This window comes from Methyloversatilis sp. (genome assembly GCF_030698125.1).
Classification (GTDB): Bacteria; Pseudomonadota; Gammaproteobacteria; order Burkholderiales; family Rhodocyclaceae; genus Methyloversatilis.
On sequence record NZ_JAUYNV010000027.1, the window covers coordinates 1 to 25,325 of the forward strand.

Annotated in this window: 31 protein-coding genes and 1 pseudogene; 15 read left to right on the plus strand and 17 right to left on the minus strand. The window is 64.9% G+C overall.

Going from position 1 to position 25,325, the window contains the following annotated elements:
• Window positions 1-558 precede the first annotated feature (558 nt).
• The 5 genes from Q8Q80_RS11825 to Q8Q80_RS11845 are packed head-to-tail and all read right to left on the minus strand — an operon-like array spanning window position 559 to window position 3,414.
• Window positions 559-1,038: a cupin domain-containing protein gene (locus Q8Q80_RS11825; RefSeq protein WP_305633100.1), complete on the minus strand. Its 480-nt coding sequence runs from the start codon at window positions 1,036-1,038 to the stop codon at window positions 559-561.
• A gap of 35 nt (window positions 1,039-1,073) precedes the next feature.
• Window positions 1,074-1,532, minus strand: coding sequence for a PaaI family thioesterase (locus Q8Q80_RS11830; RefSeq protein WP_305633101.1), 459 nt, complete (start codon window positions 1,530-1,532; stop codon window positions 1,074-1,076).
• Complete coding sequence (locus Q8Q80_RS11835; protein ID WP_305633102.1) at window positions 1,513-2,112, minus strand: 2-hydroxychromene-2-carboxylate isomerase; 600 nt, start codon at window positions 2,110-2,112, stop codon at window positions 1,513-1,515. Before Q8Q80_RS11835 ends, Q8Q80_RS11830 begins: the two co-directional genes overlap by 20 nt.
• A 10-nt stretch (window positions 2,113-2,122) precedes the next feature.
• Window positions 2,123-2,980: a CmcJ/NvfI family oxidoreductase gene (locus Q8Q80_RS11840; RefSeq protein WP_305633103.1), complete on the minus strand. Its 858-nt coding sequence runs from the start codon at window positions 2,978-2,980 to the stop codon at window positions 2,123-2,125.
• A gap of 17 nt (window positions 2,981-2,997) precedes the next feature.
• Window positions 2,998-3,414 (minus strand): MAPEG family protein, encoded by a 417-nt coding sequence (locus tag Q8Q80_RS11845; protein WP_305633104.1) that lies wholly within the window; start codon window positions 3,412-3,414, stop codon window positions 2,998-3,000.
• 114 nt (window positions 3,415-3,528) lie between these two features.
• On the opposite strand from Q8Q80_RS11845, the gene Q8Q80_RS11850 reads away from it, so the two are divergent.
• Window positions 3,529-4,605 (plus strand): GlxA family transcriptional regulator, encoded by a 1,077-nt coding sequence (locus Q8Q80_RS11850; protein ID WP_305633105.1) that lies wholly within the window; start codon window positions 3,529-3,531, stop codon window positions 4,603-4,605.
• 15 nt (window positions 4,606-4,620) lie between these two features.
• Here Q8Q80_RS11850 and Q8Q80_RS11855 read toward each other — a convergent pair whose 3' ends face one another.
• Window positions 4,621-5,505: a helix-turn-helix transcriptional regulator gene (locus Q8Q80_RS11855; RefSeq protein WP_305633106.1), complete on the minus strand. Its 885-nt coding sequence runs from the start codon at window positions 5,503-5,505 to the stop codon at window positions 4,621-4,623.
• A gap of 120 nt (window positions 5,506-5,625) precedes the next feature.
• On the opposite strand from Q8Q80_RS11855, the gene Q8Q80_RS11860 reads away from it, so the two are divergent.
• The 3 genes from Q8Q80_RS11860 to draG all read left to right on the plus strand — a co-directional run bounded on the left by Q8Q80_RS11860 (window position 5,626) and on the right by draG (window position 9,316).
• On the plus strand, window positions 5,626-6,516 hold the full coding sequence (locus Q8Q80_RS11860) for a nuclear transport factor 2 family protein (protein ID WP_305633107.1): 891 nt from the start codon (window positions 5,626-5,628) through the stop codon (window positions 6,514-6,516).
• Window positions 6,517-7,363: 847 nt separating this feature from the next.
• The gene (locus Q8Q80_RS11865) at window positions 7,364-8,284 is read left to right on the plus strand and encodes an NAD(+)--dinitrogen-reductase ADP-D-ribosyltransferase (RefSeq protein WP_305633108.1); all 921 of its coding nucleotides are present in this window, start codon (window positions 7,364-7,366) and stop codon (window positions 8,282-8,284) included.
• Window positions 8,285-8,317: 33 nt separating this feature from the next.
• Complete coding sequence (draG, locus tag Q8Q80_RS11870) at window positions 8,318-9,316, plus strand: ADP-ribosyl-[dinitrogen reductase] hydrolase (RefSeq protein ID WP_305633109.1); 999 nt, start codon at window positions 8,318-8,320, stop codon at window positions 9,314-9,316.
• Window positions 9,317-9,749: 433 nt separating this feature from the next.
• Here the strand turns inward: draG and Q8Q80_RS11875 are convergent, their stop codons facing one another.
• On the minus strand, window positions 9,750-11,531 hold the full coding sequence (locus Q8Q80_RS11875; RefSeq protein WP_305633110.1) for an alpha/beta hydrolase: 1,782 nt from the start codon (window positions 11,529-11,531) through the stop codon (window positions 9,750-9,752).
• Between the two features lie 798 nt (window positions 11,532-12,329).
• On the opposite strand from Q8Q80_RS11875, the gene Q8Q80_RS11880 reads away from it, so the two are divergent.
• Window positions 12,330-13,583, plus strand: coding sequence for a porin (locus Q8Q80_RS11880; protein ID WP_305633111.1), 1,254 nt, complete (start codon window positions 12,330-12,332; stop codon window positions 13,581-13,583).
• Window positions 13,583-14,023, plus strand: coding sequence for a phosphate ABC transporter substrate-binding protein (locus Q8Q80_RS11885; protein ID WP_305633112.1), 441 nt, complete (start codon window positions 13,583-13,585; stop codon window positions 14,021-14,023). The genes Q8Q80_RS11880 and Q8Q80_RS11885 overlap by 1 nt, the downstream gene beginning before the upstream one ends.
• 111 nt (window positions 14,024-14,134) lie before the next feature.
• On the opposite strand, the gene Q8Q80_RS11890 is transcribed toward Q8Q80_RS11885, so the two are convergent.
• Both Q8Q80_RS11890 and Q8Q80_RS11895 read right to left on the minus strand, forming a co-directional pair.
• Complete coding sequence (locus Q8Q80_RS11890; protein WP_305633113.1) at window positions 14,135-16,540, minus strand: bifunctional diguanylate cyclase/phosphodiesterase; 2,406 nt, start codon at window positions 16,538-16,540, stop codon at window positions 14,135-14,137.
• Between the two features lie 602 nt (window positions 16,541-17,142).
• A complete protein-coding gene (locus Q8Q80_RS11895; protein ID WP_305633114.1) occupies window positions 17,143-17,757 on the minus strand; it encodes a glutathione S-transferase family protein in 615 nt (204 codons plus the stop codon).
• Window positions 17,758-18,007: 250 nt separating this feature from the next.
• Here Q8Q80_RS11895 and Q8Q80_RS11900 point away from each other — a divergent pair, with 250 nt between their 5' ends.
• The 4 genes from Q8Q80_RS11900 to Q8Q80_RS11915 all read left to right on the plus strand — a co-directional run bounded on the left by Q8Q80_RS11900 (window position 18,008) and on the right by Q8Q80_RS11915 (window position 19,387).
• A complete protein-coding gene (locus tag Q8Q80_RS11900) occupies window positions 18,008-18,208 on the plus strand; it encodes a type II toxin-antitoxin system VapB family antitoxin (protein ID WP_305633115.1) in 201 nt (66 codons plus the stop codon).
• The gene (locus Q8Q80_RS11905; protein WP_305633116.1) at window positions 18,205-18,576 is read left to right on the plus strand and encodes a type II toxin-antitoxin system VapC family toxin; all 372 of its coding nucleotides are present in this window, start codon (window positions 18,205-18,207) and stop codon (window positions 18,574-18,576) included. Before Q8Q80_RS11900 ends, Q8Q80_RS11905 begins: the two co-directional genes overlap by 4 nt.
• Window positions 18,577-18,737: 161 nt before the next feature.
• Entirely contained in the window at window positions 18,738-19,016 is a 279-nt protein-coding gene (locus tag Q8Q80_RS11910) for a type II toxin-antitoxin system ParD family antitoxin (protein WP_305633117.1), read from the plus strand.
• Window positions 19,016-19,387 carry a type II toxin-antitoxin system RelE/ParE family toxin gene (locus Q8Q80_RS11915; protein ID WP_305633118.1) on the plus strand — a complete coding sequence of 124 codons (372 nt, stop codon included), beginning with the start codon at window positions 19,016-19,018 and terminating at the stop codon, window positions 19,385-19,387. Before Q8Q80_RS11910 ends, Q8Q80_RS11915 begins: the two co-directional genes overlap by 1 nt.
• 64 nt (window positions 19,388-19,451) lie before the next feature.
• Here Q8Q80_RS11915 and Q8Q80_RS11920 read toward each other — a convergent pair whose 3' ends face one another.
• From Q8Q80_RS11920 to Q8Q80_RS11930, 3 genes are all read right to left on the minus strand, one after another.
• Entirely contained in the window at window positions 19,452-20,483 is a 1,032-nt protein-coding gene (locus Q8Q80_RS11920; RefSeq protein ID WP_305633119.1) for an alpha/beta fold hydrolase, read from the minus strand.
• Window positions 20,484-21,020: 537 nt separating this feature from the next.
• A complete protein-coding gene (locus Q8Q80_RS11925; RefSeq protein WP_305633120.1) occupies window positions 21,021-21,356 on the minus strand; it encodes a type II toxin-antitoxin system RelE/ParE family toxin in 336 nt (111 codons plus the stop codon).
• Between the two features lie 13 nt (window positions 21,357-21,369).
• A complete protein-coding gene (locus Q8Q80_RS11930; RefSeq protein WP_305633121.1) occupies window positions 21,370-21,768 on the minus strand; it encodes a hypothetical protein in 399 nt (132 codons plus the stop codon).
• 257 nt (window positions 21,769-22,025) lie between these two features.
• Here Q8Q80_RS11930 and Q8Q80_RS11935 point away from each other — a divergent pair, with 257 nt between their 5' ends.
• The 4 genes from Q8Q80_RS11935 (at window position 22,026) to Q8Q80_RS11950 (ending at window position 23,463) form a co-directional block, all read left to right on the plus strand.
• Window positions 22,026-22,259 carry a type II toxin-antitoxin system Phd/YefM family antitoxin gene (locus Q8Q80_RS11935; RefSeq protein ID WP_305633122.1) on the plus strand — a complete coding sequence of 78 codons (234 nt, stop codon included), beginning with the start codon at window positions 22,026-22,028 and terminating at the stop codon, window positions 22,257-22,259.
• Window positions 22,256-22,654, plus strand: a complete 399-nt coding sequence (locus Q8Q80_RS11940; RefSeq protein ID WP_305633123.1) for a type II toxin-antitoxin system VapC family toxin — start codon at window positions 22,256-22,258, stop codon at window positions 22,652-22,654. The genes Q8Q80_RS11935 and Q8Q80_RS11940 overlap by 4 nt, the downstream gene beginning before the upstream one ends.
• Before the next feature lie 114 nt (window positions 22,655-22,768).
• Window positions 22,769-23,140 carry a hypothetical protein gene (locus tag Q8Q80_RS11945; protein ID WP_305633124.1) on the plus strand — a complete coding sequence of 124 codons (372 nt, stop codon included), beginning with the start codon at window positions 22,769-22,771 and terminating at the stop codon, window positions 23,138-23,140.
• Complete coding sequence (locus tag Q8Q80_RS11950; protein WP_305633125.1) at window positions 23,137-23,463, plus strand: RES domain-containing protein; 327 nt, start codon at window positions 23,137-23,139, stop codon at window positions 23,461-23,463. The genes Q8Q80_RS11945 and Q8Q80_RS11950 overlap by 4 nt, the downstream gene beginning before the upstream one ends.
• Here the strand turns inward: Q8Q80_RS11950 and Q8Q80_RS11955 are convergent.
• The 5 genes and pseudogenes from Q8Q80_RS11955 to Q8Q80_RS11970 form a co-directional block, all read right to left on the minus strand.
• The gene (locus Q8Q80_RS11955) at window positions 23,393-23,734 is read right to left on the minus strand and encodes a type II toxin-antitoxin system RelE/ParE family toxin (protein ID WP_305633126.1); all 342 of its coding nucleotides are present in this window, start codon (window positions 23,732-23,734) and stop codon (window positions 23,393-23,395) included. The genes Q8Q80_RS11950 and Q8Q80_RS11955 overlap by 71 nt on opposite strands.
• Complete coding sequence (locus Q8Q80_RS11960; RefSeq protein WP_305633127.1) at window positions 23,734-24,009, minus strand: type II toxin-antitoxin system Phd/YefM family antitoxin; 276 nt, start codon at window positions 24,007-24,009, stop codon at window positions 23,734-23,736. The genes Q8Q80_RS11955 and Q8Q80_RS11960 overlap by 1 nt, the downstream gene beginning before the upstream one ends.
• Before the next feature lie 110 nt (window positions 24,010-24,119).
• Window positions 24,120-24,268, minus strand: a pseudogene (locus Q8Q80_RS19825) (IS3 family transposase); the annotation flags it as partial.
• A 66-nt stretch (window positions 24,269-24,334) separates the two neighbouring features.
• A complete protein-coding gene (locus Q8Q80_RS11965; RefSeq protein WP_305633128.1) occupies window positions 24,335-24,499 on the minus strand; it encodes a hypothetical protein in 165 nt (54 codons plus the stop codon).
• 14 nt (window positions 24,500-24,513) lie between these two features.
• A complete protein-coding gene (locus Q8Q80_RS11970; protein WP_305633129.1) occupies window positions 24,514-24,672 on the minus strand; it encodes a hypothetical protein in 159 nt (52 codons plus the stop codon).
• Between the two features lie 149 nt (window positions 24,673-24,821).
• On the opposite strand from Q8Q80_RS11970, the gene Q8Q80_RS11975 reads away from it, so the two are divergent.
• The gene (locus Q8Q80_RS11975; RefSeq protein WP_305633130.1) at window positions 24,822-25,157 is read left to right on the plus strand and encodes a hypothetical protein; all 336 of its coding nucleotides are present in this window, start codon (window positions 24,822-24,824) and stop codon (window positions 25,155-25,157) included.
• The last annotated feature ends 168 nt before the right edge of the window (window positions 25,158-25,325 follow it).

Here is a 25,325-nt window from a genome sequence, read left to right on the forward strand (position 1 = left end):
GGGGTCGAGTTCAAGCTGATCGCCGAACAGGGCTGTCTCGGGTATGGCGTGTGGGACGTGAACTTCCGCCATGCGGCCCGAGCCTTGGCCGGTGTTGGGCATCGCTGCGCTCACCCCAACCTACGAATGAAGCGAGGTGGCAACCCCAGCCCCGGCATGCCGGTTGGGGTGAGCGCAGCGATGCCCAACACCGCACCCCGCCAATCATCGCGCCGTCGCGTCGACCCCGTAGGTTGGGGTGAGCGCAGCGATGCCCAACACCGGCCAAGGCTCGGGCCGCATGGCGGAAGTTCACGTCCCACACGCCATACCCGAGACAGCCCTGTTCGGCGATCAGCTTGAACTCGACCCCACTCCGAGCCGTGTTCGCCCACTGCGCGCCTCGAGTTCAATCTGCAGGGCCTGCGTTGAACGCCCTGCCCCCATCGACATCGGGTGTGCTGCCCGGTCAGCGCGACATCCCTGCGTGGGGCTCCGCCAACGGCATGAAGCCCGGCACGGGTGACGGGTCGTGACAAGGATCGTCGGTGTCCTGCTCAGCCCGGGCTGACCGGCGCTTCAGTACCGGCTGCCGTCCTTGCGGCTGAATGCCCACTGGCCGTCGATCAGGTCTGCCCGCAGGTCATCGTCCGGATAGCGGACCTCGTCACCACTGCTGCGGTCGCCGATTTCCAGATAGAGCACCGCTGTGGCCGTGTCGTTGACCAGGCAATGAGCGTTGCCGCTGCCGGCCGCGAAGCCGGCGCACATGCCGGGTTCCAGGCGCGTCAGTCCTTCGTCGGTGTGCAGCGCCGGCCGCCCTTCCAGCACGTAGATGAATTCGTCCTGCCGGCTGTGCGCATGGCGCAGCGCAGACACCGCACCCGGTTCGAGCCGCGTCAGGTTCACGCCGAGGTTGTGCAGCCCGAACACCTCGCCCAGCGCTCGTTTCGTGCGGCCGCGCATGCGCGACGCGAACGGTTCCGGATAGCGCGACGGCGTGCTTCGGGGCGCCGCGTCGGCGGCAACAAGGGCGATGGGGCGCAGGTGTTCCGGCATGGTGAATCTCTCGGTGTGGGGTGACAAGGCGTGATTCAGGAATCCGACGCGGAAGTGTCCGGACGTCCGGTATCCGGAAGGCGTGCGCAGGTCGCCCTGATCAGGGCAACGGTACGGTCGCCGACACGGAACTCGCCGGATGCGACGCACAGCCTGCGACCGATGCGGTGCGCATGAATGCGGCCGACCAGCCAGTCGTCTGCGGTGCTCGGGCCGAGGTAGTCGACGGACAGGCTGGATGTCACCATCCGGGCGTCGGCCGTCAGCCGGCCGGCGATGAAGCCGACGATGAAGATGTCGGCCAGCGTGGCGATGACGCCGCCGTGCGTGATGCCCAGCAGGTTGCAGTCGTCACCGGTGATGCGGACCATGAAGTGATCCGTGTGCCCCTCGCCACCGGTGAATACCGTGCGGCCGCCGAAGAACGGCCCGCGCAGCACCCGCGGCGTGAAACCGGCCGGTGCGCGGCATTCGTCATGTGCGGCAGGCGGCATCGAGTGCGTCCTCCAGTTGTTCGCTACCCCAGTACAAGGCGTCGCCGACGAAAAAGCTCGGCGCGCCGAACAGGCCGCGCTGTGCAGCCTGTTCGCTCTGTTCGCGCAGCGCCTGCTTCACGTCAGGCGACTGCGACTGCGCGATCAGGTCGCCGGCCGGAAGGCCGAGCGCATCGAGCACGCGCTGCATCGCTTCGACGTCATTGATCTCTTCGTCATGCACGAAATTGAGCTCGAACACCCGGGCACAGAAGGTCGCGATCCACGGTGCGTCCTCGTTGGCGAGTGCGATGCGTGCCGGCAGCAGGCTGTTGCGGGGGAATTGCGAAGGTTTGCGCCACGGCAGCGCATGGCGCGCGCACTGGCGCGCGAGATCGGTCCACATCCAGGCGAACTTGACCGGCTGCTGCAGGAAGGGCGAACTTTCCCAGCCGGCGGACCGGAAGATAGGGCCGAGCAGCAGCGGGCGCCATGCCACACGCACGCCGCGTTCGCGGGCAAGTGCTTCGATGCGCAGCGTGCTCAGGTAGCTGTAGGGGCTCGCAAAGTCGAACCAGTATTCGATATGCGGATCGTTCATGGCTGACCTTTCAATCGAAAAGTACAAGACAGCGCGCCTCGATGCTGGCGCGCAGCGGCGCATCCGCAGGTGCCGCCGGATCGAGGAAGGCGGCGTGCGGGGTGAATCGTGACACGCCGCTCGCCTGCGAGTCGTATTGCTTGAACACCAGCACTTCATGCTTCGCCATGCCCGGAAAGTAATGCCAGCGATGCTGCGGGGAATGCTTCAGCAGATAGATTTCACCGCTGCGTTCCGGATAGCGGATCTGCGCCGCCACCAGATCCTGCGCCATCACCGACCGCGCGTCGCACATGGCCAGCGGTGCATCGACGACCGGCTCGATCAGCGGCCGCCACACATTTACCACGGCGAAGCGACGGATGCGTGCTCGCGCCGCGTCATCGCGCAGCAGGAGGCCGAGCCGCGCCAGACCGCTCGCCTCCGAGTAGTCGTTGTGCACGCGTCCGACGGCCGAAGCCTGGGTGTGCTGCCGGCCGAAGCTGAGGTGCTGCTCGCCCCGGCTGCGCTGGCGCACCTGATGGTCGAAGCACAGCGCGCGCGTCGCGCCGCTCACCTGGCAGGCGATCGCCTCGACTTCCGGGTAGTAGCGGGCACGGATGCTTTCATCGTCGTCGAAGGCCGTGAGGCCGGGCGGGGCGTCGCGCAGTTCGAATCCCTGATGATCGAGCAGGAAGTCCTGCGCGGCCGGGCGGGCGTCGACGATGTCGACGCGGTGCGTGCGGTAGCTGCAGTTCTCCCACGGTTCGCCGGCGGGCGGCGGGTACATGTAATTGACCGGCGCGCCGGCACTGTCGTGCAGGTAGTCCAGTCCACAGGTGGTCCGCCGCGCGTCAAGACGCGGATCGCGTTCGTCATGCCTGGTCATTTGATTCCCTCCGGTCGTCATTGCACGGCCACCCACAGCAGGCGCGCGGCCCAGGTCGTCAGCAGCGCGATCTGGACCAGCATGAACAGGAAGCGCAGGCGGATCGCCCGCCGGCGGCCCGAGCCCACATGCGACACCGTCTGGCCGACACGTGCGGCAAACACCCACAGCGCCGTCGGGTCGGTGATGTCGGCGTGGCCGCTCAGTACCGCGGTGACCACCAGCACGCCGAACACCGGCAGGTTTTCGCAGCAGTTCGCGTGCGCCCGGCACAACCGGCCGGAGAACGGCGACACGTCATCGCCGGCCGGGGTGAAGGCGTCGGCCGCGCGCTGGCGCGTGATGACCAGGGTGGCGCGCAGTGCCGCGATCGTCATCAGGAGCAGCAAGGTCAGGGCGGCGTACAGCAGCGCGGCCAGCAGTGAGGGCGACATGGATGCGGGCTCCTTGAAGTAATCGGCAGGCGGTGGATCAGGCCTCCATGCTGAGGCTGCGCGGCTTCGCCATCGAGTGTCCATATCGACATCTATCGGGCTAATATGGACACCATGAAAACAGCCGTACTGATCCTGCCCGGCGTGCTGGACATCAGTCTGGGCATCACGCTCGACGTGATGAACACCGCCAATCGCCTGTGCGTGCTCGCGGACCGGCCGCCCCTGTTCGACATCACGCTGGCCGGCAGCGGCCGGCGACGCGAGCGCAGCGGTTCGGGGCTCGAAGTCGGGCCGCTCGAGCGCATGGCCGATCTGCCGCCGCCCGAATTGCTGCTGCTGCCGGGCGCCAATCGCGCATCACGCAGCGAGCTTGAAGACTGGCTCGTCACGCCCGAGGTCGTGAAGGCGATGGCGCGCACGGGCGACTGGCTCGAAGCCGGCTCGGAAGTGGCCGCGTCCTGCGTCAGCACCTTTGCGTTGGCACAGGCCGGTCTGCTCGACGGGCGCGTCGCCACCACGAGCTGGTGGCTGGCGCCGTATTTCCGGGAGCGCTTTCCGCGCGTCGACCTCGACATGGCGCGCATGGTGGTCCGTGACGGCGCCCTCAGCACGGCCGGCGCCGCGCTGGCCCAGGCCGACCTGATGCTCGCGCTGGTGGCCCGCCACGGTTCCGGCGAGCTGGCGCGCAATTGCGCGCGCTTCCTCATGCTGGATCACCGCGTGTCGCAGAGCCAGTACGCCATCGCCTCGCATCTGGTCAGCCAGACCCCCACGCTGCAGCGCGCCGACCGCTGGCTGCAGACGCGCCTCGGCGAACCCATCACGCTCGGCATGCTGGCCGAGGCGCTGCACATGACGCCGCGCACGCTGAGCCGGCATTTCGCATCCGCGGTCGGCCTGTCGCCGATCCAGTACGTGCAGAAACTGCGCGTCGAGCGCGCGACACAGCTGCTCGAAACCGGACGGGCATCCATCGAGTCAGTAGCCGCACAGGTGGGGTATGCGGACGCGTCGATGCTGCGCAAGCTGCTGCGCCGCGAGCGCGGCGTGACACCGCACGGAATCCGGCCCCGGTCGCGCCGGGCGTCGGCCGCCGGCACCGCCCATCCTGACCGCCGTCCTGATGATGGACATGCCCCTGCACACGCGACACCGGATGCGCCCTGCGCGCCCGGGACGTCGCGCTGACCGGCACGACCTTGTTCAGGCGGCCGGACGGTAGAGCCTTCGAAACGCATCCGGTGTCATGCCCACGACGCGCTTGAAGAACTTGAGGAAATTGGTGGGTTCGGAAAAGCCCAGCGCCTCGCCGATGGCCGTCGTCGTCGCACCGGTATGCACCAGCAGGCGTTGCGCTTCGAGCGCCGTGCGGCGGTCGATGAATGCCTTCGCCGACATGCCGACGCGCTCCAGGCAGACGCGCGACAGCGTGCTGGGCGACACCCGCAGTCGCCGGGCGATCGCTTCCACCGTCGGCCGGGTGTTGACCGACGCATCCAGGTCACGCTGCAAGCGCTGGAACAGGCGTTCCTGCGCGGTGCGCGCAGGCGCGGCGATGCGTGCGGCACGGCTCAGCAACAGCATCAGGCTCAGGAACAGCTCGCGCGCCAGTCGCACGCTGACGTCATCGACGCGATCCCGGTCGAGCTGGCGTTCCAGCACGCGCGTGAGCGCTTCGCCGTCGCGCTGATCCTCGGCGGACAACACGAACGCAGCCGGCCACTCGTCGATCTGCAGCAACTGGAAGGCCGGGTCGGCCAGCGCGCTGGCGGCCAGTTGAGCCAGCCGGGTGTCCACCAGCAACAGCAGCCCGTGCACACCCGGGTGCAGGCGCCACTGCTGCACCTGACCGGGGCGCACGACCACCACGGCGCCCGGCGCCAGGCGCACCGGCTGGAAGTCGATCAGGTGTTCGCAGGCCCCCTCGCTGATCAGCAGAACGATCAGGAAGTCGACGCGCTCCGCTTCGGCCAGCCGATCGGCCGTCACCCGGCTGCGCAGGTCGTCGAGGCTGAGCACCTCGACGCCGATGTCCGACAGGCGGGCGTTATCGAAATGGGTATCGCGGACCTGCGCCGTCGTGCTCATGCGTGTTTCCGAAGTTGTGCCGATGCGTGATTTTGACCATAACTTGCCGGATCGCAACCTCGGCGTTTCGCGCGCCTCCGGACAGACTGCGTGTTCGATGACAACCCAGCACTCACGCCGATGAAAAGCCACCGCCTTGCCCATGCCACCGCCGCGGTCGTCGCGGCGATCGCCCTGACCGGCTGCGCCGGACACCCCCTGAGCGGCTACGCCGAAAACCCCACTTCGAAGGAGAAAGTCACCATGACCCCAGACCGCAAGACTCAAGTTGTCGCCCTGCTCAAGGCGATCGAAACCGGTGAATCAGCGCCGGTAGCCGTCATCGATCCGGACCACTACGTGCAGCACAACCTCGCCGTGGCCGACGGACTCGCCGGATTCGGTGCCGCACTCGCCGCGCTGCCCGAGGGATCGACCCGGGTAAACACCGTGCGCGTCTTCCAGGACGGTGACCACGTATTCACCCACACCGAGTACGACTTCTTCGGCCCGAAGATCGGTTTCGACATTTTCCGCTTCGAGGATGGCCGGATCGTCGAGCACTGGGACAACCTGCAGCCGACGCCTGCCGCGCCCAACCCGAGCGGGCGCACGATGATCGACGGCCCGACCTCGATCATCGACCTGGACCGGACCGACGCCAACAAGAAACTGGTGGCGGCCTTCGTCGACGACGTGCTGGTCAACGGCCGCCTCGATCGCCTGGCCGCCTACTTCGACGGCGACCACTACCGCCAGCACAATCCGCAGATCGCCGACGGTCTGAGCGGGCTCGGCGCCGCGCTGGAAGGTCTGGCCAAGGCGGGCATCACGCTGAAGTACCACACGGTGCACAAGGTGCTGGGTGAAGGCAACTTCGTGCTGACGGTGAGCGAAGGCGAATTCGCCGGCAAGCCGACCGCGTACTACGACCTCTTCCGGGTGGAGAACGGCAGGATTGCCGAACACTGGGACACGCTGGAAACCATTCCGCCGCGCACCGAGTGGAAGAACGGCAACGGCAAGTTCTGACGCTTGTGGCGTGTGCGCATTCGGCACACGCCACACGCCACACGCCTTCCAGCGCTGGACGCCGTATGACGATTTGTTGTCGCCCTCGCGCACGCGCGGCCAGATCGTTTGTCGAGTGCGTTTGGCGGCGGTTGCCTGACATGCCCGATTCCGCGCACCGTGAATGACCGGTGGTGACGGCACTTCGCCGTCGTCTGAAGGCTGGCTGGCAGCAACCGAAGACGGGTCACTGGAGCTGGATGCCGGACGCGTGACATTCACGTTGCACGGAGAGCGATTCTGAAGGAACTGCTGCAGCGCTTTCTCGATTGAAGGGTCGAACCGACGGCAGGAAGATCAGCCGGGCGCGGCGAACGTTGGGCATCGCTGCGCTCACCCCAACCTACGTGTTCGATGCGACGATTCCTGGGCGTGGGACGTTGGGCATCGCTGCGCGCACCCCAACCTGCGTGTTCGATGCGACGATTCCTGGGCGTGGGACGTTGGGCATCGCTGCGCGCACCCCAACCTGCGTGTTCGATGCGACGATTCCTGGGCGTGGGACGCTGGGCATCGCTGCGCGCACCCCAACCTGCGTGTTCGATGCGACGATTCCTGGGCGTGGGACGTTGGGCATCGCTGCGCTCACCCCAACCTACGAATGGCGAGGTGGCAAACCCAGCCGCGGCATGTAGGTTGGGGTGAGCGCAGCGATGCCCAACATCGGCCAAGGTCCCACGCGCCGTTCAGCTGCTCGAAACACGGCGGCCGCTGGCTCGCTGACCGCCCGCCGAGCCCCTGCGGCCGCTTGCAATCGGGCCGGAAACTGCCGGTTGACGCGCTGCCGCCCAAGCACAAATACTGGCGGATGCCGGTCGAATTTCCCATTCTTCAAGGCGGCCGGCCCGGGTGCCCGCTGCCCGACGATGCATCACCACCCAGTCCGGGCCCGGATGCGCCCCATGCCATCGAAGCGCAACCGCATCGCTGGTACACCACCAACCTGATCGGCGTGCCGGCCCACGTGCTTGCCAGTCGCGCGTTCAACGAGCATCCGGTGCCGCTGCACATTGCCGGCACGCGCGAAGCACACGGCGGCCTGTTTGCGCTGCTCGAGCGCTGCAACAGCCTCAATGAAGCGCAGGACGTGTTCGAGCACTACCTGTCGATCGCCTTCGGCCTGCAACATTTACCCGCCGCGACGCAGGACAAGGCCGAAGCCCGGCGCTGGCGCAGCAGCTGGCGGCGCCTGCTGCAAGGCTGGGGCATGGATGCCAACGGCCCGGCCGGGGCGGTGCTGAAAGGCTGGGTCGAAAGCCGTTTCGGCCTGGTGCCGCTGTTCCACAAGGCGCGGCTGGAACGCTTCCCGTCGCCGGCCTGGGTCGCATATGTCGAAGAAAAGGCCTGCAGCCGCTACCACAGCAACTGCATCCATCAGCAGCTCGACCTGCTGTACGAATTCAGCCAGTGGGCGCTGATCCGCTTCGGCGTGCCGAACCAGCCCGACGGCCCGCACCTGCGCCTGTGGCGCGGCAGCACGCGCTGCGAAGAGCAGCTGGTGGCCGGCCAGCTGCAGGACCGGCAATGCACCGTGCGCCTGAACAGCCTGGCTTCATTCACGATGTCGCGCGACGAAGCGGGCTGCTTCGGCGACTGGGTGCTCGAAGTGCAGGTGCCGCGCTGCAAGCTGCTGGTGTGGCCCGGCCTGCTGCCCGGCCATGTGCTGCACGGCGAGCTGGAGGTGCTGGCGATCGGCGGCGACTATCCGGTACAGGCCCGCTGCCTCTGAGCACACGAACAACCCTTGCCACCGACCGACACCATGAGCACCGACTTCGACCCCCCGGACGTTGAAACCCCTGACGTCGAAACCCCTGACGTCGAAACGCTTTTCGACCGCGCACTCGGCGCCTACCTGGGCTTTGCCATCGGCGACGCGCTGGGCGCCACGGTCGAATTCATGCGCCCGCGCGAAATCCAGACCCAGTACGGCGTGCACCGCGACATCGTGGGCGGCGGCTGGCTCAAGCTGGCACGCGGCCAGGTCACCGACGACACCACGATGAGCCTGGCGCTGGGTGACGCGCTGCTGCAGATCGGCAGCGAACGTCTGGCCGGCTTCGGTCACGCCGGTGCCGACGAAATGGCCAACATCACCCACATCGCCGACATGACGCGGGTCATCGCCGATGCCTACGTCGGCTGGCTGCGCAGCAAGCCGGTGGATTGCGGCAATACCGTCCGCCGCGGCCTGCGGCGCTACCTGGCCGACGGCAGCCTGAGCGGCGAGTGCAATGAACGCGACGGCGGCAACGGCGCACTGATGCGCAACCTGCCGGTGGTGCTGGCGCTGATGCACGACGCACCCGCGATGGAGCGGCTGAGCCTGGCGCAGGCCCGCATCACCCACCACCACCCGCTGTCGGATGCCGCCACGCTGGGCTTCGCCCGGCTGCTGGCCCGGATACTGGGCGGCGCGTCGCACGACGATTGTCGCGACTGGGTGACGGAGTGGGTGCGCGCCTGCCCGGCCTTCACCTTCCAGCCCTACGCCGGCGGCGCCACCGCCTACGTCGTCGACACGGTGCAGACCGTGCTGCACCACTTCGTGACCTACCCCGATTTCGAAGCGGCGCTGATCGCCACCGTGAACATGGGCGACGACGCCGACACCACCGGCGCCCTGGTCGGCATGCTGGCCGGTGCCCGCTGCGGCGCCCGCGCCCTGCCCGCGCGCTGGCTCAGCCGGCTGCAGCGCAACGTGGTACTCGCCATCACCGACCAGACCAGCGGCCTGATGGCGATGAGCCGCGCCCGCTAAAGTCTGCGCGGCGTTCTTCACAAGGACCCAGCCGACCGCATCATCGGCGCCGCGGCGCGCAAGTTCGCGGCGCCACGGGTCGCCGCCGACGAAAATATGGGGGCCTGCCCGCCTGGGCGGATGATCTGGTGAAGCAGCCAAGCGTTTCCGAGTACCCGCGCTGGAAAGGGAAACAGCGGGCTGACGCCCACGCAGGCGACGACTGCCCAAGCCCGACGTCCGCGGTTTCTCCGAACAGCGCCGCAACGGATCGCCCAGGTACGCCCCGACACTCGTCAGGCAACGACAGCGCCTTCAGCCTCAAACCACTTGAAGCTAGCACCACGTGCCGAACCGTCGCGCCTACCTCATGAACCGGCGCTGGAAGTTCGTCCAGTTCCCGGTCGATCGCTGGCGCATGCACTGACGACTCACACCGATGACGTGGGCAATCTCAGCGTTCGAGTACATAGGTGCCCGGTGCCGGCGCCAGTTCGGGAAAATCGGGCGACGCCGCGGGGCGGGCCTTCACCGGTGCGCCGACGCGCGGCTTGAGCCAGCGCATCCAGTCTTCCCACCAGCTGCCGGGCTGCTCTTCGGCACGCGCGTGCCAGGCGTCGGCGTTGTCGGTGCGATGCGCGTCGGCCACCCGGTAACTGCGCTTGGACGGCTGCACCACCGGGTTGACGATGCCGAGGATGTGGCCGGAACTCGACAGCACGAAGCGCTTGTCGCCAGCCGCGTGGCGGTTGATGCGGAAGGCCTGCTGCCAGGGCGCGATGTGGTCGTCGACGGCGGTCACCGCGTACAGCGGCTGCGTGATGCGCCGCAGGTCGAGCGGCTCGCCGGCGACCGTCAGCGCATCGGGCTTGACCAGCAGGTTGTGCAGGTAGAGCTCGCGCAGATACCAGCTGTGCATCGCCTGCGGCATGCGCGTGGTGTCCATGTTCCAGTACAGCACGTCGAAGGGCGGCGGCGTTTCGCCGTACAGCCAGCCATTGACCACGTATTGCCAGATCAGGCTGTTCGAGCGCAGCAGGCGGAACGAAGCGGCCATTTCCTTGCCGTCGAGATAGCCCTTCTTCGCCATGCTGTCGCACAGCGACCGGATGCTCGATTCGTCGAGGAACACCTCGATCTCGCCCGGCGCGCTGAAGTCGACCAGACTGGTCAGAAGCGTCCAGTCGGCCACCGGCACCTCGTCCGCGGCGAAGCGCCGGTTGGCCCAGGCCATGTACATCGCCAGCGCGGTGCCGCCGATGCAGTAGCCGACCGCATGCACCCTGGGCGCGCCGGTCAGCCCGCGCGCGACTTCGACTGCCGCATGCACGCCTTCGAGCAGGTAGTCGTCGAAGGTGACGTCGCGCATCGACGCGTCGGGGTTCTTCCAGCTGGTGATGAACACGTCCAGCCCCTGGTCGAGCAGGAAGCGGATCATGCTTTTCTTCGGCGCCAGGTCGAGCACGTAGAACTTGTTGATCCACGGCGTCACGATGAGCACCGGCCCGGCATGCACCTTCGCCTGCGTCGGCGCGTAGTGGATCACTTCGAGCAGGCGGTTGCGCATCACCACCGAGCCCGGCGTGGTCGCCAGGTTTTCGCCGACCTTGAAGTCGTCGGGGTTGGTCATGCGCACGTCGCCGGCCTGCAGGTCGCCGAGGAAGTTGCGGAAGCCGCGCGCCAGGCTTTCGCCATTCGTTTCCATCGCCTTGCGCAGCGCCACCGGATTGGTGAACAGGTAGTTGGTCGGCGCCACCGCGTTCAGCCAGTTGCGCCACCAGAACGCCGCCCGCTCGCGATCTTTTTCCGACAGGCCCGGCGTGTCGTAGAGCATGTTCTGCGAGTGGTGGGTGAAGGCGAGGTAGCACTCCTTCAACAGGTCCCAGCTCGGCAAGTCCGACCACGCCGGATCGGCGAAGCGCGCGTCGCCTTCCACCACCGGGATGGGGTCGGAGTCGGGCATGCCGAGCATGCGGTTCATCGTGTGCCGCTGCAGCCGCCACAGGTCCGACGACAGGCTGACCAGCCGGTCGGTCAGCTCTTTCGGATGCGTCATCCACGCCAGCTGGGCGTGCATGATGGGCGCGGTCATGCCGAACGGGTCGGTCGAGCGCGCGATGCCGTCGAGCAGGTCGTGGAAGGTCTGGTGGAACAGTTCGGCCGGACCGGGAAGGTTGGCGGCGGCGTTCGTGTCGGTCGGGATGGTGTCGGGCTCGTTCAAAAGCGTGTTTTTCACGTTCTGGCTCCTGATGACATCGACGTTCGGATGACTGCGGGCGGCGCGCTGCGGCAGCGCGCCATGAACTATGTGCAGCCGGCCAGCGCCTTTCCAGCGCTGCCGTGAAAAGGTCGAAATTCTCGATCTGCGGCAGGTGGCACGGGCAGAAACATCAACGCGAAGCGACTGGCCAGCATGCCGCCCATCGAATGCCCGACGACGATCGATTCATGGAAACACTGGGGACAGACCTTGGGATTCCCCGAAAACACCTTTTGTTTTCAACATCTTGCGCGGTCGTGTTCAAACAAAAAAAGAACATGCACGGCACTTCGGTGCCACGTTCCTCGTTGTCGCGACAAATAACGAGGCGAGCCATGCATGTGAGAGGAATCGTAGCGCGGGTTCTCGGCTCGTGCCTGAAGTGTTTGCATCAGCATCGCGGAGCCGCATTGCAGCGCGCCCCTCGCGACAACCGGATCAAGCATCCGTCAATGAAAACATGTCACCGAATATGTATTCGGCATCCATATCGAACCAGATAATTATTTTTTCACGTCGATTCAATGATTTACAAGCCGCACACGCTGCGCACGCAGCCGGTTGAGAGACCTGCGGTGCACAGGGCCAGCCGCGCAATGCGGGTAAGATGCACGCTCAGTCGCTATCCGAATTGCCCAACCGGGCTCCGGGTAGGCGCAAACCGGGACGAACGCTGGTCCGGAATCCGGTAGCGGCCAATAGCGGCAAGGCGGTATTTGAAATGGAGCATGTTGGTTGACGGTCATGCGGGCCCTATCCGTTAGCGAGATCACGTTGAATGCAGGCGCACACGTGTCGCGCATACGGCGCTGGATTGCCCTGCTGGCGCTGGCATTGCTCGCGGCCGGCGCTCGCGCGGACGCACCCGTGACCCCGGGGCTGACGTTCAATGGCTTTGGCACCCTGGGTCTGGTCCATTCCAGCGAGGACCAGGCGGACTTTGTGGCGAGTACTCTCAAGCCATCCGGTGCCGGCCATACGCGCAGCTGGAGCGGCCACGTCGACAGCGTAATCGGCGCGCAGCTCACCGCCACGCTTACGCCGCGGCTTTCGGCGGTGGTGCAGGTCGTGGCCGAGCAGAATTACGACAACAGTTACCGACCCCTCGTGGAATGGGCGAATGTAAGGTATCAGGTCACACCGGGATTCGACGTTCGCATCGGGCGAATCGTACTGCCGGCCTTCATGGTGTCCGACTATCGAAAGGTCGGTTACATCAATCCATGGGTTCGGCCACCATTGGAGCTCTATAGCCTGATACCCGTCGAAAGCAGCGACGGCGTGGATGCGCGTTACCGGGTGACAGTCGGCGAAATCACACATACTTTTCTGGGCATCTACGGCCGTACCGAAACAAGGATTCCGGGTGACAGCAAAGTCCAGGCGAAGGGCGCTGGAATGATCACCTACACGGCCGAGTTGGGCGCGACGACGCTGCGGGCTGCGTATAGCAGAGCTGACTTGACGGTTGAGGCCTTCAACCCGCTTTTCGACGCGTTCCGACAGTTCGGACCGGAAGGCATCGCGATCGCCGATCGGTATGATCTCGACGACAAGCGCATCACATTCATCGCACTCGGCGGCATGTACGACCCGGGAAAATGGTTCGTGAGGGGGGAATGGGGTCAATCCGACACCAATTCCGTGCTCGGCAAGGCTACAGCCTGGTACGTGTCGGGCGGTTACCGGCTTGGCGACTTCACGCCGTACGTGACCTACGCGCGGCGGAAGGTGGCGAGCAACACTGCCGATCCCGGCCTGACCGTGGCCGCATTGCCGCCCTTCCTCGCAGGACCGGCCGCCGGCCTGAACGCCGCACTCAATGCAACACTGGGGTCGGCTCCTGCGCAGCAGACCCTTTCGCTTGGCGGACGCTGGGATTTCGCAAGCAATGCCGCGCTCAAGCTGCAGTTTGACCACACGCGCCACGATGCGGGCTCCGCAGGCCTGTTGTCCAACCAGCAACCCGGCTTTCGCACCGGCGGCAAGGTCAACGTGTTCAGCGCCACGATTGATTTCGTGTTCTGATGAAACGACTGCCTGTCATGGTTCGCAACGGACTGGCACTCATCGGGCTGCTGATGAGCCTCGGCGCCGGTGCGCAGGCGAAGGATGTGGTCGCAGTGGTTTCCATCGAAAGTCCGGTCACCACGCTGAGCAGGAACCAGACCGTCGATATCTTTCTCGGCAGGTCGAAACGCTTTCCCGATGGATCCCAGGCGGTGCCGATCGACCAGGCCGAGGGCTCGGTCGCGCGCGACGTGTTCTACGCCAACTTCGCCGGCATGACGGCCGCGCAGGTCAAGACCCACTGGTCGAAGATCATCTTCACCGGCCGGGGTCTGCCGCCGCGCGCGCTGCCGAGCGGCAAGGAGGTAATCAGGCTCGTCGCCGACAATCCCAATGCAATAGGCTATGTCGAACCGGATGTCGTCGATGACACCGTCAGAGTGCTTGTCGTGCGCTAGACGGAGTACCCGAATGAAGAAGTCGGTGAGCTCACAAGAACGCCACGGGTGACTATCGCGATGCTCGATTTGGTCTACAGACCGGAGTTCGCTCTTTCGGCCGAAGCGTGCTCACGAGTCTGACAGACCTTCGCGACTCGCCTGGAGCGCACCGGTTTTCAACAATTCGGCCATCTGATCCGCTGCCACCGGCTCGCCGACATAAAAGCCCTGGAACTCGTCGCACGCGTGGCTCCGCAGGAAGTCGGCCTGCTCTCTCGTTTCCACGCCCTGGGCGACGATCGTGAGACTCAGTTTCCGGCCCATCGCCATGATGGCTTCGGTCAGATCCCTGTCTTCGGCGACACTGGATGCGTCACGAATGAAGGAGCGATCGACCTTGATCGTATCGAGCGGGAATCGCTTCAGCGCCGACAACGAGGAATAACCGATCCCGAAGTCGTCGATCGCGATGCGGATGCCCATGTCCTTGAGCCCGGTCATTATCCGCAAGGTGTTATCGACATTGCTCATCAGCATGCTTTCCGAAATTTCCAATTCCAGCAATTGCGGATCCATGCCGGTCTCTTCGAGTATCTCGTGCAGGGTCGGAAGCAGATATTCGTCGTAAAACTGCCGTGCGGTCAGGTTGACGGCCACGCTCAAGCGGGGCAAGCCGCATCGTTGCCACGCCACGTTTTGCAGGCATGCCGTCCGTAACACCCACTTGCCGATCGGGATGATCAAACCGGTTGCCTCGGCGACCGGGATGAACTGCATCGGCGCCACCATCCCCAGGTCGGGGTGGCGCCAGCGCAACAATGCTTCCATGCCCGCGATGCAGCCGCTGCGGATATCGCGCTTGGGCTGGTAGTGAAGCTCAAACTCACCGCGCTCCAGCGCATGGCGCATCCGGGATTCAAGATTGAGCCGATCGAGCGAGCTGACGTTCATGTCCTCGGAATATAACTGGAAATTGTTCTTGCCTTGCGCCTTTGCCTGATACATCGCGATGTCTGCGTTCTTCGTCAGGGTCTGTTCGTCCAGCCCGTCATGCGGGTAGGTGCTGATCCCGATGCTTCCGGTCACGCGAAACTCCCCGTCACCCAGCGCAAATGGGCGGGCGATGGCGGAAAGGATCTTCTGCGCCACTGTTGCGACGTACTTTTCCTCGGTCAGGTCCGGGAGCAGCGCGACGAACTCGTCGCCCCCCAGGCGAGCGACCGTGTCGCTTTCGCGCAGGCAGCCCTTCAGTCTGGCAGCCACTTCCTGGAGCAACTTATCGCCGGCCTCATGGCCGAGGGTGTCGTTGATGACCTTGAAGCGGTCGAGATCGAGGAACAGCACCGCCAGGCGCGTCTGGTGGCGATGCGCGAGGTGAATGCTCTGCTGTAGAAGCTTGCTGAACAGACTGCGATTCGGCAGCGTCGTCAAGCCGTCGTGATAGGCGAGATACTCGACGCGCGCGGCATGTGCGATCTGCTCCTCGACCGCGAGCTGGCGGCTTCGTGCGAGCTGCCAGCTCGTGCGCCCGAGGAGCGCGACGAACAGGACCAACAGGAGGCTGCTGGCGAATGCGATCCAGAGGTAGCGACGTATGTGCTGGCGCGTGGGGGCCAGCTGTTCTTCCGCGGACAATCCGACAATCACCGCCAGCGGGAAATCGAATAGCTCGCGTGCGCTCGTGTAACGTCGCACGCCATCCCAGGGGTTGGTCGATGGTCTCGCTTCGCTTGCCCCATCGTCGCTGCGCGGCCGTACCGCTACCGCGTAATCGACCCGCTCGCCCGCGACCACCTCCTCTCCGCTACGCCGGGCGCGAAATACTCCATCGGTGCCCAGCACACCGAGGACGCCGTGCTCGCCCAGCTTGGACGTTTCGTAGCCGCTGACGAAGTAGGCCGCACCAACCGAAACCGTGACGATGCCGGCGAAACTGCCGTCGGACGAATCGAGCCGACGACTGAAGCGCAAGATCCATTCTCCGGTTTTCGCATCCCGTTGCGGTAAGCCGACCGACAGTGAGTCGGTGTGACTGTGACGCTGATGCAGGAAGTCTTCCTGTTCGGCAACTTTAGCCCACGGGGGCGCAAGCGTGCTGGCCCGCACGTGCCCGGCGCTGTCCGCAATACTGACGACGAACAGCAGATCCGGCGGCAGCATGGCCTTTGTGCGCAATTGTTCCAGTACCTCCGGCCGACCTTCGAGCTCGTATGCATACTTGACGAATTTCAGCGTCTGATCGATCTCCCGCAATGCGCGCACGACCTGCGATTCGTACGTCTCCGCCAGTTCGCCGCCCGACGTTTCGGCGACGCGCCGGGCGGTGGCTTGCTCGACGCTGATGAGATTCAGCGTGGCACCCCAGATGAGGGTGAGCATGAGAATGGCGATAGCCGGAAACAGGATGTGCGGCTCGGTCGCGTGCCCCAGTCTGGATTTCGATGTCGCGGCAACTGGAACCCGGGCATCCCCGGATGTGACGCCTGGCGCGGGACCAGGCCGCTCGCGATCCGGATCGTTGTGGCGGTTCGTCATCCGGCTGCGGGACGAGGATCGGGGGAACCCGGTTCGCCCGCTAGCCCGGTACCGCCGTGGGATAAGGCGCCGTCGAAAACCGGTTCGTTACCGGAAATGCCGCTCGGCGCTTTGCCTGGCACCAATTCGACAAGGAAGCGGACAGCATTCACGTGGTCTGCCCAGGCAATAACGTCTGGTAAAAGATAGCACGGAGGTGACAAGGATCACGCAACCCGTGGCATCGGAAGCGCCAGAAAAAAACTCGGAGCCACCGCACAGGGGCGGTATCAATCGTCCTCGTACTCAATCCTGAAGCCCGGCTGTTCGGCGCGAAGACCAGGCAAAAGTGATCACCGCGGATTGCCTGCGAAAAGTTGCTTTCACAGTCGCGGCGTGAGCTCACGGACGCGGTTGGCCACATGGCGGGCCGAAACGCGGGAAGCCGGCCGGCCTGCCGTCTTGAAACCGGTCTGGACGCGCCTTGCCGCGCAACACCGCCACGACATACGGGCTTGCATCGCCCGGGACAGCCTTGTCGCCGCACTCGACGAACTGATTTCCGATAAAGCCGCCCGCCTGACCGAATACCCTGCTCCGGACAGGCCAGGGCGGTGGTCGTTTCAGCGGTAACCCTCTTCGCGCAACACGCCCGCGACGACCGGCCGGGCGCGCATGCGCTCGTAGTGCGCCTGACAGTTCGGCGGCAGCGCGATGCCGCAGTGGCCAGCCCAGAACTCGACGTAGAACAGCGCGGCGTCGGCGATGCAGAAGTCGCCCGCCAGTTCGCGCAGGCGCGGCAGTTGCGCGTCGACGATGGCGAAGCCCTGTGCGACGATTTCGCGGCCGCGCGCCTTCACCGCTTCGTGCTGTGCGGGGTCGGTGGCGAACTTGTCGGTGGCGAAGATGCGCGCGAAGCCCTGGCCGTGCAGCGTGCCGACGACGTAGTCCATCACTTCGAGCACACGGGTTTCGCCTTCCGCGTCGGTCGGCAGCAGCTTCGCCTTCGGGTGGGTGCGCGCCAGCCACCAGGCGATGGACTGGAACTCGGTCAGCGCGCTGCCATCGTCGCGCACCAGTGTCGGGATCGTGGATTTCGGATTGATCGCGACATAGTCCGGCGCGAGATGGTCGCCGGCCGGAATGCTGATGATCCAGGCCTCGAAAGGCAGTTCCAGGGTCTCGAGCAGGATGTGGATGCCGGTCGTGCACGAGCCGGGGGTCATGTAGAACTTCATGGGTCGATGCCGGAGAGTGATCGATAGCGGCATGGAAGCAAGAAGCGCGCAACGCGCGGCGGGTTGCGGGTTGCACCCGAGGCTCGCGCTCTGGCGCGGGCCAAGAGATCTGCCCCAGGACATTCGATCAGCGTTTGCCGTTTGCGACGCGTTCGGTGCGACCCACCCCGATTTCCGTACCTTCATTTCCATACACCATGGGAGCATCAAACGATGCTACTTTTGATGCCTCACGTTCCGGGAGATACCCATGCGCACGACCATCGCCCTCGATGACGAGCTGTTGGCGAAAGCAGAAGCGCTGACCGGTCTATCGGAAAAATCCGCACTGGTGCGCGAAGCCCTGCGCGCCCTGATTCAGCGCGAAAGCGCGAAACGGCTGGCGCTGCTCGGCGGCACCGAGCCACAATTGCAGGACGTGCCGCGGCGGCAACCGGAACCCGCTGCATGATTCTCGCAGACACCTCGATCTGGATCGGCCATCTGCGCCGGGGCGACGAACGTCTCGCGCAGTTGCTTGAAGCCGGGCAGGTGCTGACGCACCCTCATGTCATCGGGGAGCTGGCTCTGGGCTCGCTCAAGAATCGCCGCACGGTACTCGAGGCCTTGCAGAACCTGCCGGCCGCACCCGTGGCCCGCGACGACGAAGTGCTGGCCTTCATCGACGCAAATGCGCTGTTCGGGCTCGGCATCGGCTACATCGACGGCCATCTGCTGGCCGCGACCCGGCTGGCAGCCGGAACAACGCTATGGACCCGCGACAGACGATTGCACGAGGCGGCGACACGGCTGCGCCTGGCGCAAGACGTCGCGCACTGATCGGGACGGACACTGCGCGACGTCGACCGTCGGTCGGGGCGATACACGAATCCGATCCCGCACGAGCAGCCGGCCGCGCCGGAAATGTAGCCGTCACCGATATCTGAACAACGGGCCCTATGGCATAGTATGCCAACACAAACCACGCTCAACAGAAACCCATGCCTACCCGAAACGTTGTCCTGACCGACCACCAGGCTCAGCTTGTCGAGCAGTTGGTCGCCTCCGGGCGTTATCAGAACGCCAGCGAGGTCTTGCGCGAAGGGCTGAGACTGATCGAGCGCCGGGAGTCCGAAGACGCAATGCGCCTTGCCGCATTGCGCGACGCCGCCGCACTCGGCACGGCCGACATCGAGGCGGGTCGGTTCCAGTGCTTTGACTCAGCGGGCGACCTGGGTGAGCATCTTGCCGCCCTGACCGCCGAAGTCGTCCACCCTTAGTGGGCGGGCATGCTTGGGCGGTTCGCCTGTCGGCAGCGGCCGAGGCGGATTACCGTCAGATTCTGCGCTGGACAACCGAGAATTTCGGTTCGGCGCAGGCGCGCACTTATGCCGATATGCTCGCGCTGGCACTGAAGGCACTGACTGCCGGCCCCGAACTGATCGGCGTCAGGGAATGCCCCGAAATCGGCACCGGCATCCGGACCCTTCATGTCGCGCGAAACGGACGCAAGGGCCGGCATTTCGTGATGTTCCGGATCGCCAGCGCTCAGAACAACACAGTGATCGATGTGCTACGGCTCCTGCACGACAGCATGGACCTGGAGCGAAACGGTCCTTTCACTGAGGGCCCTTTCCCCAAAAGCGACTGACTTGAGGTGAGAAAACGGGCCTCTGCCCGATTCTCGTCCCCCATTTTTTTCCCGATGCTCCGAGCTACCTGCGGCCGGCCAGCGCCTTGTCCAGCACCCCGGTGAACACGTCGAAATTCTCGATCTGCGGCAGATGGCCCAGGTCCGGCAGCTCGTACAGCACGGCGCCGGGAATCAGCGCGACGGCGGTCTTGCCGAGCCGGTCGTAGCGCCCGGGTTCGTAATCGACGCCGGCTCTCATCCAGCCGCGACCGGGGCCGGTGCGATCGCGCGTACCGATGATCAGGCTGACCGGCACCGACAGGTCGCCGAATTCGCTCACGACCGGCTGGGTGAAGATCATGTCGTAGGTCAGCGCATTGACCCACGCCACCTGCGCCTTGTCCGGCCCCTGGAGCTGGCCGACGAGAAAGCGGGTCAGCGCCTCGTAGCGTTCATTCCACTGGCCGGCGTAGTAATTGTCGCGCTGATATCTGGCGATGCCTGCGGCCGTCTGCGCCTGCTCGGCCTTGTAGAAGAAATCGGTGTCCTTGTACTCGGCATACTTCAGGTAGTTTTCGAGGCCGATCGGGTTCACCAGCACCAGTTGCTGCACCGCCTGCGGATACATCAGCGCGAAGCGACTGGCCAGCATGCCGCCCATCGAATGCCCGATGACGACCGATCTTTCGATGCCGAGCGACGTCATCAGCGCGCGCGTGTGAGTCGCCAGCGCGGGAAACGAATACTGGTAATGCACCGGCTTGGACGACTTGCCGAAACCGATCTGGTCGGGAATCAACACGCCATAGCCCTGCTTCTGCAGATGGCGGGCAGTGGACGCCCAGTAATCGGCATTGAAATTCTTGCCGTGCAACAGCGTGACTACCGGCTTGCCGGCTTCGCCTGGCAGATGGATGTACGCCATTTCCAGCGACTGGCCCTGCGACGCGATCGGGAAGAACTTCACCCCGAACTGATATTCGTAGCCGGTCAGCCGGGCATCGTAGGACAGCGTCGAAAGGTCTTTAACCGCAGAGTCTTCCGCCGCACGCGCGGGAAGGCAGAGCGGCAGCAGCACCGCACACAGCAGGACACTCAGACGTAGCAGGGACACGGCATTCTCCGGATGGGGCAGGCAGACCGACGGTCGACGCCGGGCGGCCGCCGCGGTTCCGGAGGCAGGGTACCTTTTTCGCGTGACGGGACCGTGCTCGTATCCTGCCGGTGCGCTCGAAGGGAACCGCTTCTCTGGTCACCAGCGGTATCTCGCGCCACGCGCTTGATGTCGGGCATCGCTGCGCTCACCCAAAGGTACGCGTTTTGCACGCTTCTGTTCGGGCTCATGTTGGGCATCGCTGCGCTCACCCCAACCTACGGGCTGGATCCGCAAGCAGTCTTGCCTAATTTTGCGAAGCCCTCTAGGGCCCGCGCTCGTGTCCTGCCCGTGCGCTCGAAGGGAACCGCTTCTCTGGTCACCAGCGGTATCCCGCGCCACGCGCTTGATGTCGGGCATCGCTGCGCTCACCCAAAGGTACGCGTTTTGCACGCTTCTGTTCGGGCTCATGTTGGGCATCGCTGCGCTCACCCCAACCTACGGGCTGGATCCGCAAGCAGTCTTGCCAAACATTGCGAAGCCCTCTTGTCATGGGGGTCACAACCCGCGCGCAGGGACGCAGCCACAGCGCTCAATCGGCGTAACCGCCGTCGCGCTGCTCTGTCTCGCCGCCGGCACAATCGCCATGTCGCGACGGGCGTCATAGTCATGCAGGGACATGTAACCCGTCCGGCCGTGCGAAATCACCAACTCGCGCAAACCGTGTTCGGCCTTGCGGCAGATCGACGGATGCTGTCGCAACAGCGCGAGACCTGACTGCAGCAAGGGCAGCGTTTCGGCGGCCGTCGCCGAGGCGACCGCTTGCAGCAGACATTCCGTCAGCCGCTCCAGATCGGCCCGCGCGCGCGGCGCCGGAACCAGACGTGTGCTCAATGCAGGTCGCTGCTCAGATCGCCGACAAGTCCGACCTGGATGTGGGTTTGCGAGCGGGTCGACCGTCAGCGCGCGCCTTCAGGTAATCGAACACTTCGTCGGCATCCAGCACGAGGCCGTCGCGCGCAACCTCCTCGCGGGCCAGCAGCGCGTCGGCCACGAGGGCGCTGCGCCGTTGTGCGAGATCGGTCTGCAGTTCGAGCGCCTCGACCATGAAGGCGTGCGCGGTCTTGCCTCTCTGCTGTGCCGCCGACGCGATGCGCGCCCTGAGTTCGTCGGACACCCTCCGCAACGCCGAAAGACGCTCGGGCGCGAGCCTTCCCAAGGCCCGCCATGCGCCCTTGAATTCGTCGATCCGGGCAATCAGGCTCAGGATTTCGGGTGTGATCAGGAGGCTGTCTGAACGGAGCATGCGACCAATACTACGCCCATTTACACCCATTTCTAAGCCATGCCGCAGGGGAATGGGTGTTCATGGATCAACTCTTGGTTTGCTCTGAATCGAACGCGCTACGCGCTGACTTCGTCCGGGTCGAGACATGGGTAAAAGTCCGTGGCCCAGCCGGTTCGGCCGCTCGACCCCTGACAGTTACACCCGCGTCCTTGTCTTGGACACAATCCGCACCTACCATGACCATGGTTCCATGACTATGACCAGAAAGAGGCGAGATGAGTACCGAAGTATCCAAGTCGCAGTTCAAGGCGCGCGCGCTCGAATACTTCCGCGACGTGGAACGCAGCGGCGAACCCCTCATCGTGACCGACCGCGGCGAACCGCGGCTGGAAGTACGCCGCTTCACACCGCAGGCGCGCGCGCCGCTGGACATCCTGCGCGGCTCGGTGCTGCGTTACGACCGGCCGACCGAACCGGTGGGCGAGGACGACTGGGACGCCGCGCGATGATCGTGCTCGATACTCACGCGCTGCTGTGGTGGGCCAACGGCGAACGCGCGCAACTGTCCGCCGCCGCGGCGTCGGCCATCGACGCCGAAATGGACGGCGGCCAGATCCTCGTTTCAAGCATGTCGGCCTGGGAACTGGCCATGCTGGTCGAGCGCGGGCGCGTCGCGCTGTCGATGGACATCGCATCCTGGCTGGACACCCTCAGCCAGATCGACGCGGTGCAGATGGTGCCGGTGGACAGCGAAATCGCCGTGAAGAGCGTGCAACTGCCGGGCGACTTCCACAAGGACCCGGCCGACCGCATCATCGTCGCCACCGCGCGCAAGTTCGCCGCACCACTGGTCAGCGCCGACGAAAAGATCAGGGCCTACCCGCATGTGCGGGCGATCTGGTGAAACGCGGAAAGGGGTAGCGAGTGCCCGACCTTGAGCGGCAACAAGGCGCGCTGCGCGCTTGAATCACCTGCAACAATGCATCGACTATGCACACGCCCCTTCAGGATCGACGCCATGGTTTCCACCGCCTTTTCAGACGCGCTCGAATCGGTGCGCGAAGTCGGCACCTCGCGCTTTTCAGCCGCGAACGTCGCTCATGTCATGGGTCTGCAGTTCCAGGATCTCGCCGAACTGGCGAAAGTCCACCGCAACACGCTGCGTACCCACCCGGAGTCACCGCGGCTCCAGTCCGCGCTGCGCGACCTGATGCGCGTGCTGTCCGCCGCGGCAGCCGTGCAACCGGACCCGCAACGGGCGATCTTCCTCATCAAGAATGAACCCATCCCCGCGTTCCGCCACAAGACGCTGCTGCAACTGGTGCAGGAAGGCCGGACCGAAGACGCGATTGCCTATCTGGAGTCGATCAGCACGGGTTTCGTCGGTTGATTCTTGTCGATCTGCCGCCCGACACCCCGCTGTTCCGGGCGCACACCCCGCAATGGGCCAGCCGGCCCACCAGCGGCGCGGGCGCCGCACTGAGAGGCCGGCGCTTCAACCGCGAAGGCGTGGAGGCGCTGTATCTGTCGCTGGACGAAGTGACCGCGCTGCGGGAGTACCCGCAGACCTCTGCCGCCCTGCACCCTCTGCTCACTATTGTTGTATTAGCTCTCTTCGACTACTGGCATGGGGTGCCGTGGGTCAAGCGCCAAGCAGGCGGCGGGCCAGCACTGATTGCATATCACGGCGTCCGTCAGCAATCAGGTAAATGATCACTTGATTGCCTGTGATGCGGTAGATCACGCGGTACGGCTTGAAGAAGGTCTGGCGATATTCCTTGATGCCAAGGCCAACCAATTCCTTCGGGTAGCTGCCGCGCTCCGGGAATTTCGACAGGCTCTCCACAATCGCCATCAACTCATCCAGTACGTGGTTGGCGTTGGCCACACAGTCAAATTCGGCGATGTAGTCGTGGATGGCCTCCAGGTCCTGCTGCGCACCTTCGGTGAGCAGGACCTCGAACCTGACAGGTGCGCCAGCCATCAGGCCGCGGCGCGTTTCGCGCGCAGACGGGCGACCACATCAGCAACGGACTTGACCTTGCCAGCGGCGACATCCTGGTTGCCCAGTGCCAGGATTTTCAGCAAGGCCAGCGTCTCTTGAATCTCCTCGAACGAGGCTATGTCCTGCAGGACGGCCTTGGCTTCACCGTTCTGGGTGATGACCAGGGGCTGACGCTGCTCAGCAATGTGTGTCAGGACCTCGGCCGCGTTGGCCTTGAGGTAGCTGATCGGCTTGACTTGAGATGAGTAGCGCATGGCCGTACTCCAGATTTGATAAAGACTTAATATAGTCTTTTTATGGTCCTGTGAAAAGATACCTGAATGGGATGGAGTGACTCACCCCGGGTTTTCCAGACGGTTCTGCTGTTCAAAATGTACGGCCGCTCGAACTCAGCTGGTTGGTGTCTCCGTGGCGGCGCTTCACGTTGCAGAGCATCTCGATGTCGTCGAATGCATCGGCACGAGCGTCAGCGCGCGACGGATAGATCCGGCGCTTGATCCGCCCGGGCTTCAGTCGCTCCGGAGTCATCCCCGCCGCCCCCCGGCGGATCAAGGCACTTCCGGTGCCCCCCGATTACCGTCAAGCCCTCACCTTCATGGATGACACGAGAGGCGTCGCAAGGCCGGATCGCAGGATGGGCAGCGTCCCGGTTGCCGTCGCCGGAGCATCGACCTGCAGCAGGAAATCGGTCAGGCATTCAAGGTCCGCCAGCGCGCGCGGCGCCAGCACCAGACGGGTAACCATGATCAGGCCGCTGCTCAGATCGACGACGGGTCGGGCTTTCGGGCCGCCTTTCCTTCGACGCGCGCCTTCAGGTAATCGAACACCTCTTCGGCATCCACCACCAGCCCGTAACGCGCGACCTCTTCCTGCGCCAGCAGTTCGTCGGACCGCTTGAGCGTCGTGGTGCTCGGCATTGTTGGTAAGCCCGAAAGAGGTGACACCGTGGTAGCACCAACACCCCAGCGTCAGCGCGAGCGGCTGGCAGTGCCGAAAATGTTGCTACGTCCCCTATTGTCGGAAAATGTTGCTACGTCCCCTATTGCCGGTCCTCTACGCCCAGCGCATGCGCATCGAGCAGTCGTTTCGCGACACGAAGAATCTGCGCGTGGGCATGGGGCTGGAGGTGGCACGCTCGCGCAGTGCTGCGCGCCTGCAGATGCTGCTGTTGATCGCGCATCTGGCGATGTTCGTGCAGCGCCTGATCGGCGAATCGGCGCGTGCGGCGCAACTGGAACTGTTCTTGAGCGCGACAACCAATCGGCGCTACGCTGAAGTCTCTGTGCTCACCCTCGGGCGTCGGATTCTCGATGTCGCGCCCGAGTATCTGACGAGGCTGCGACCATGGTGTGCGCTTGACCTGCTGAATCAACAGGCGCGCGCCGCGCTCGCACCACGATGAATATGCGGGGAAACCTCAGGGTCTGTCCCAGGGCTTCCGCACTCGAACATCATAGAGGCGTAAGTCCGAGGATGCTCATACGCAGATCCGGGTTCCAGGCGGCGCGCTTGCGCTTCATGGCCAGACTGCACTTCTTGCCCGGCGTGGTATCGGCGCGGATCAGGTTGA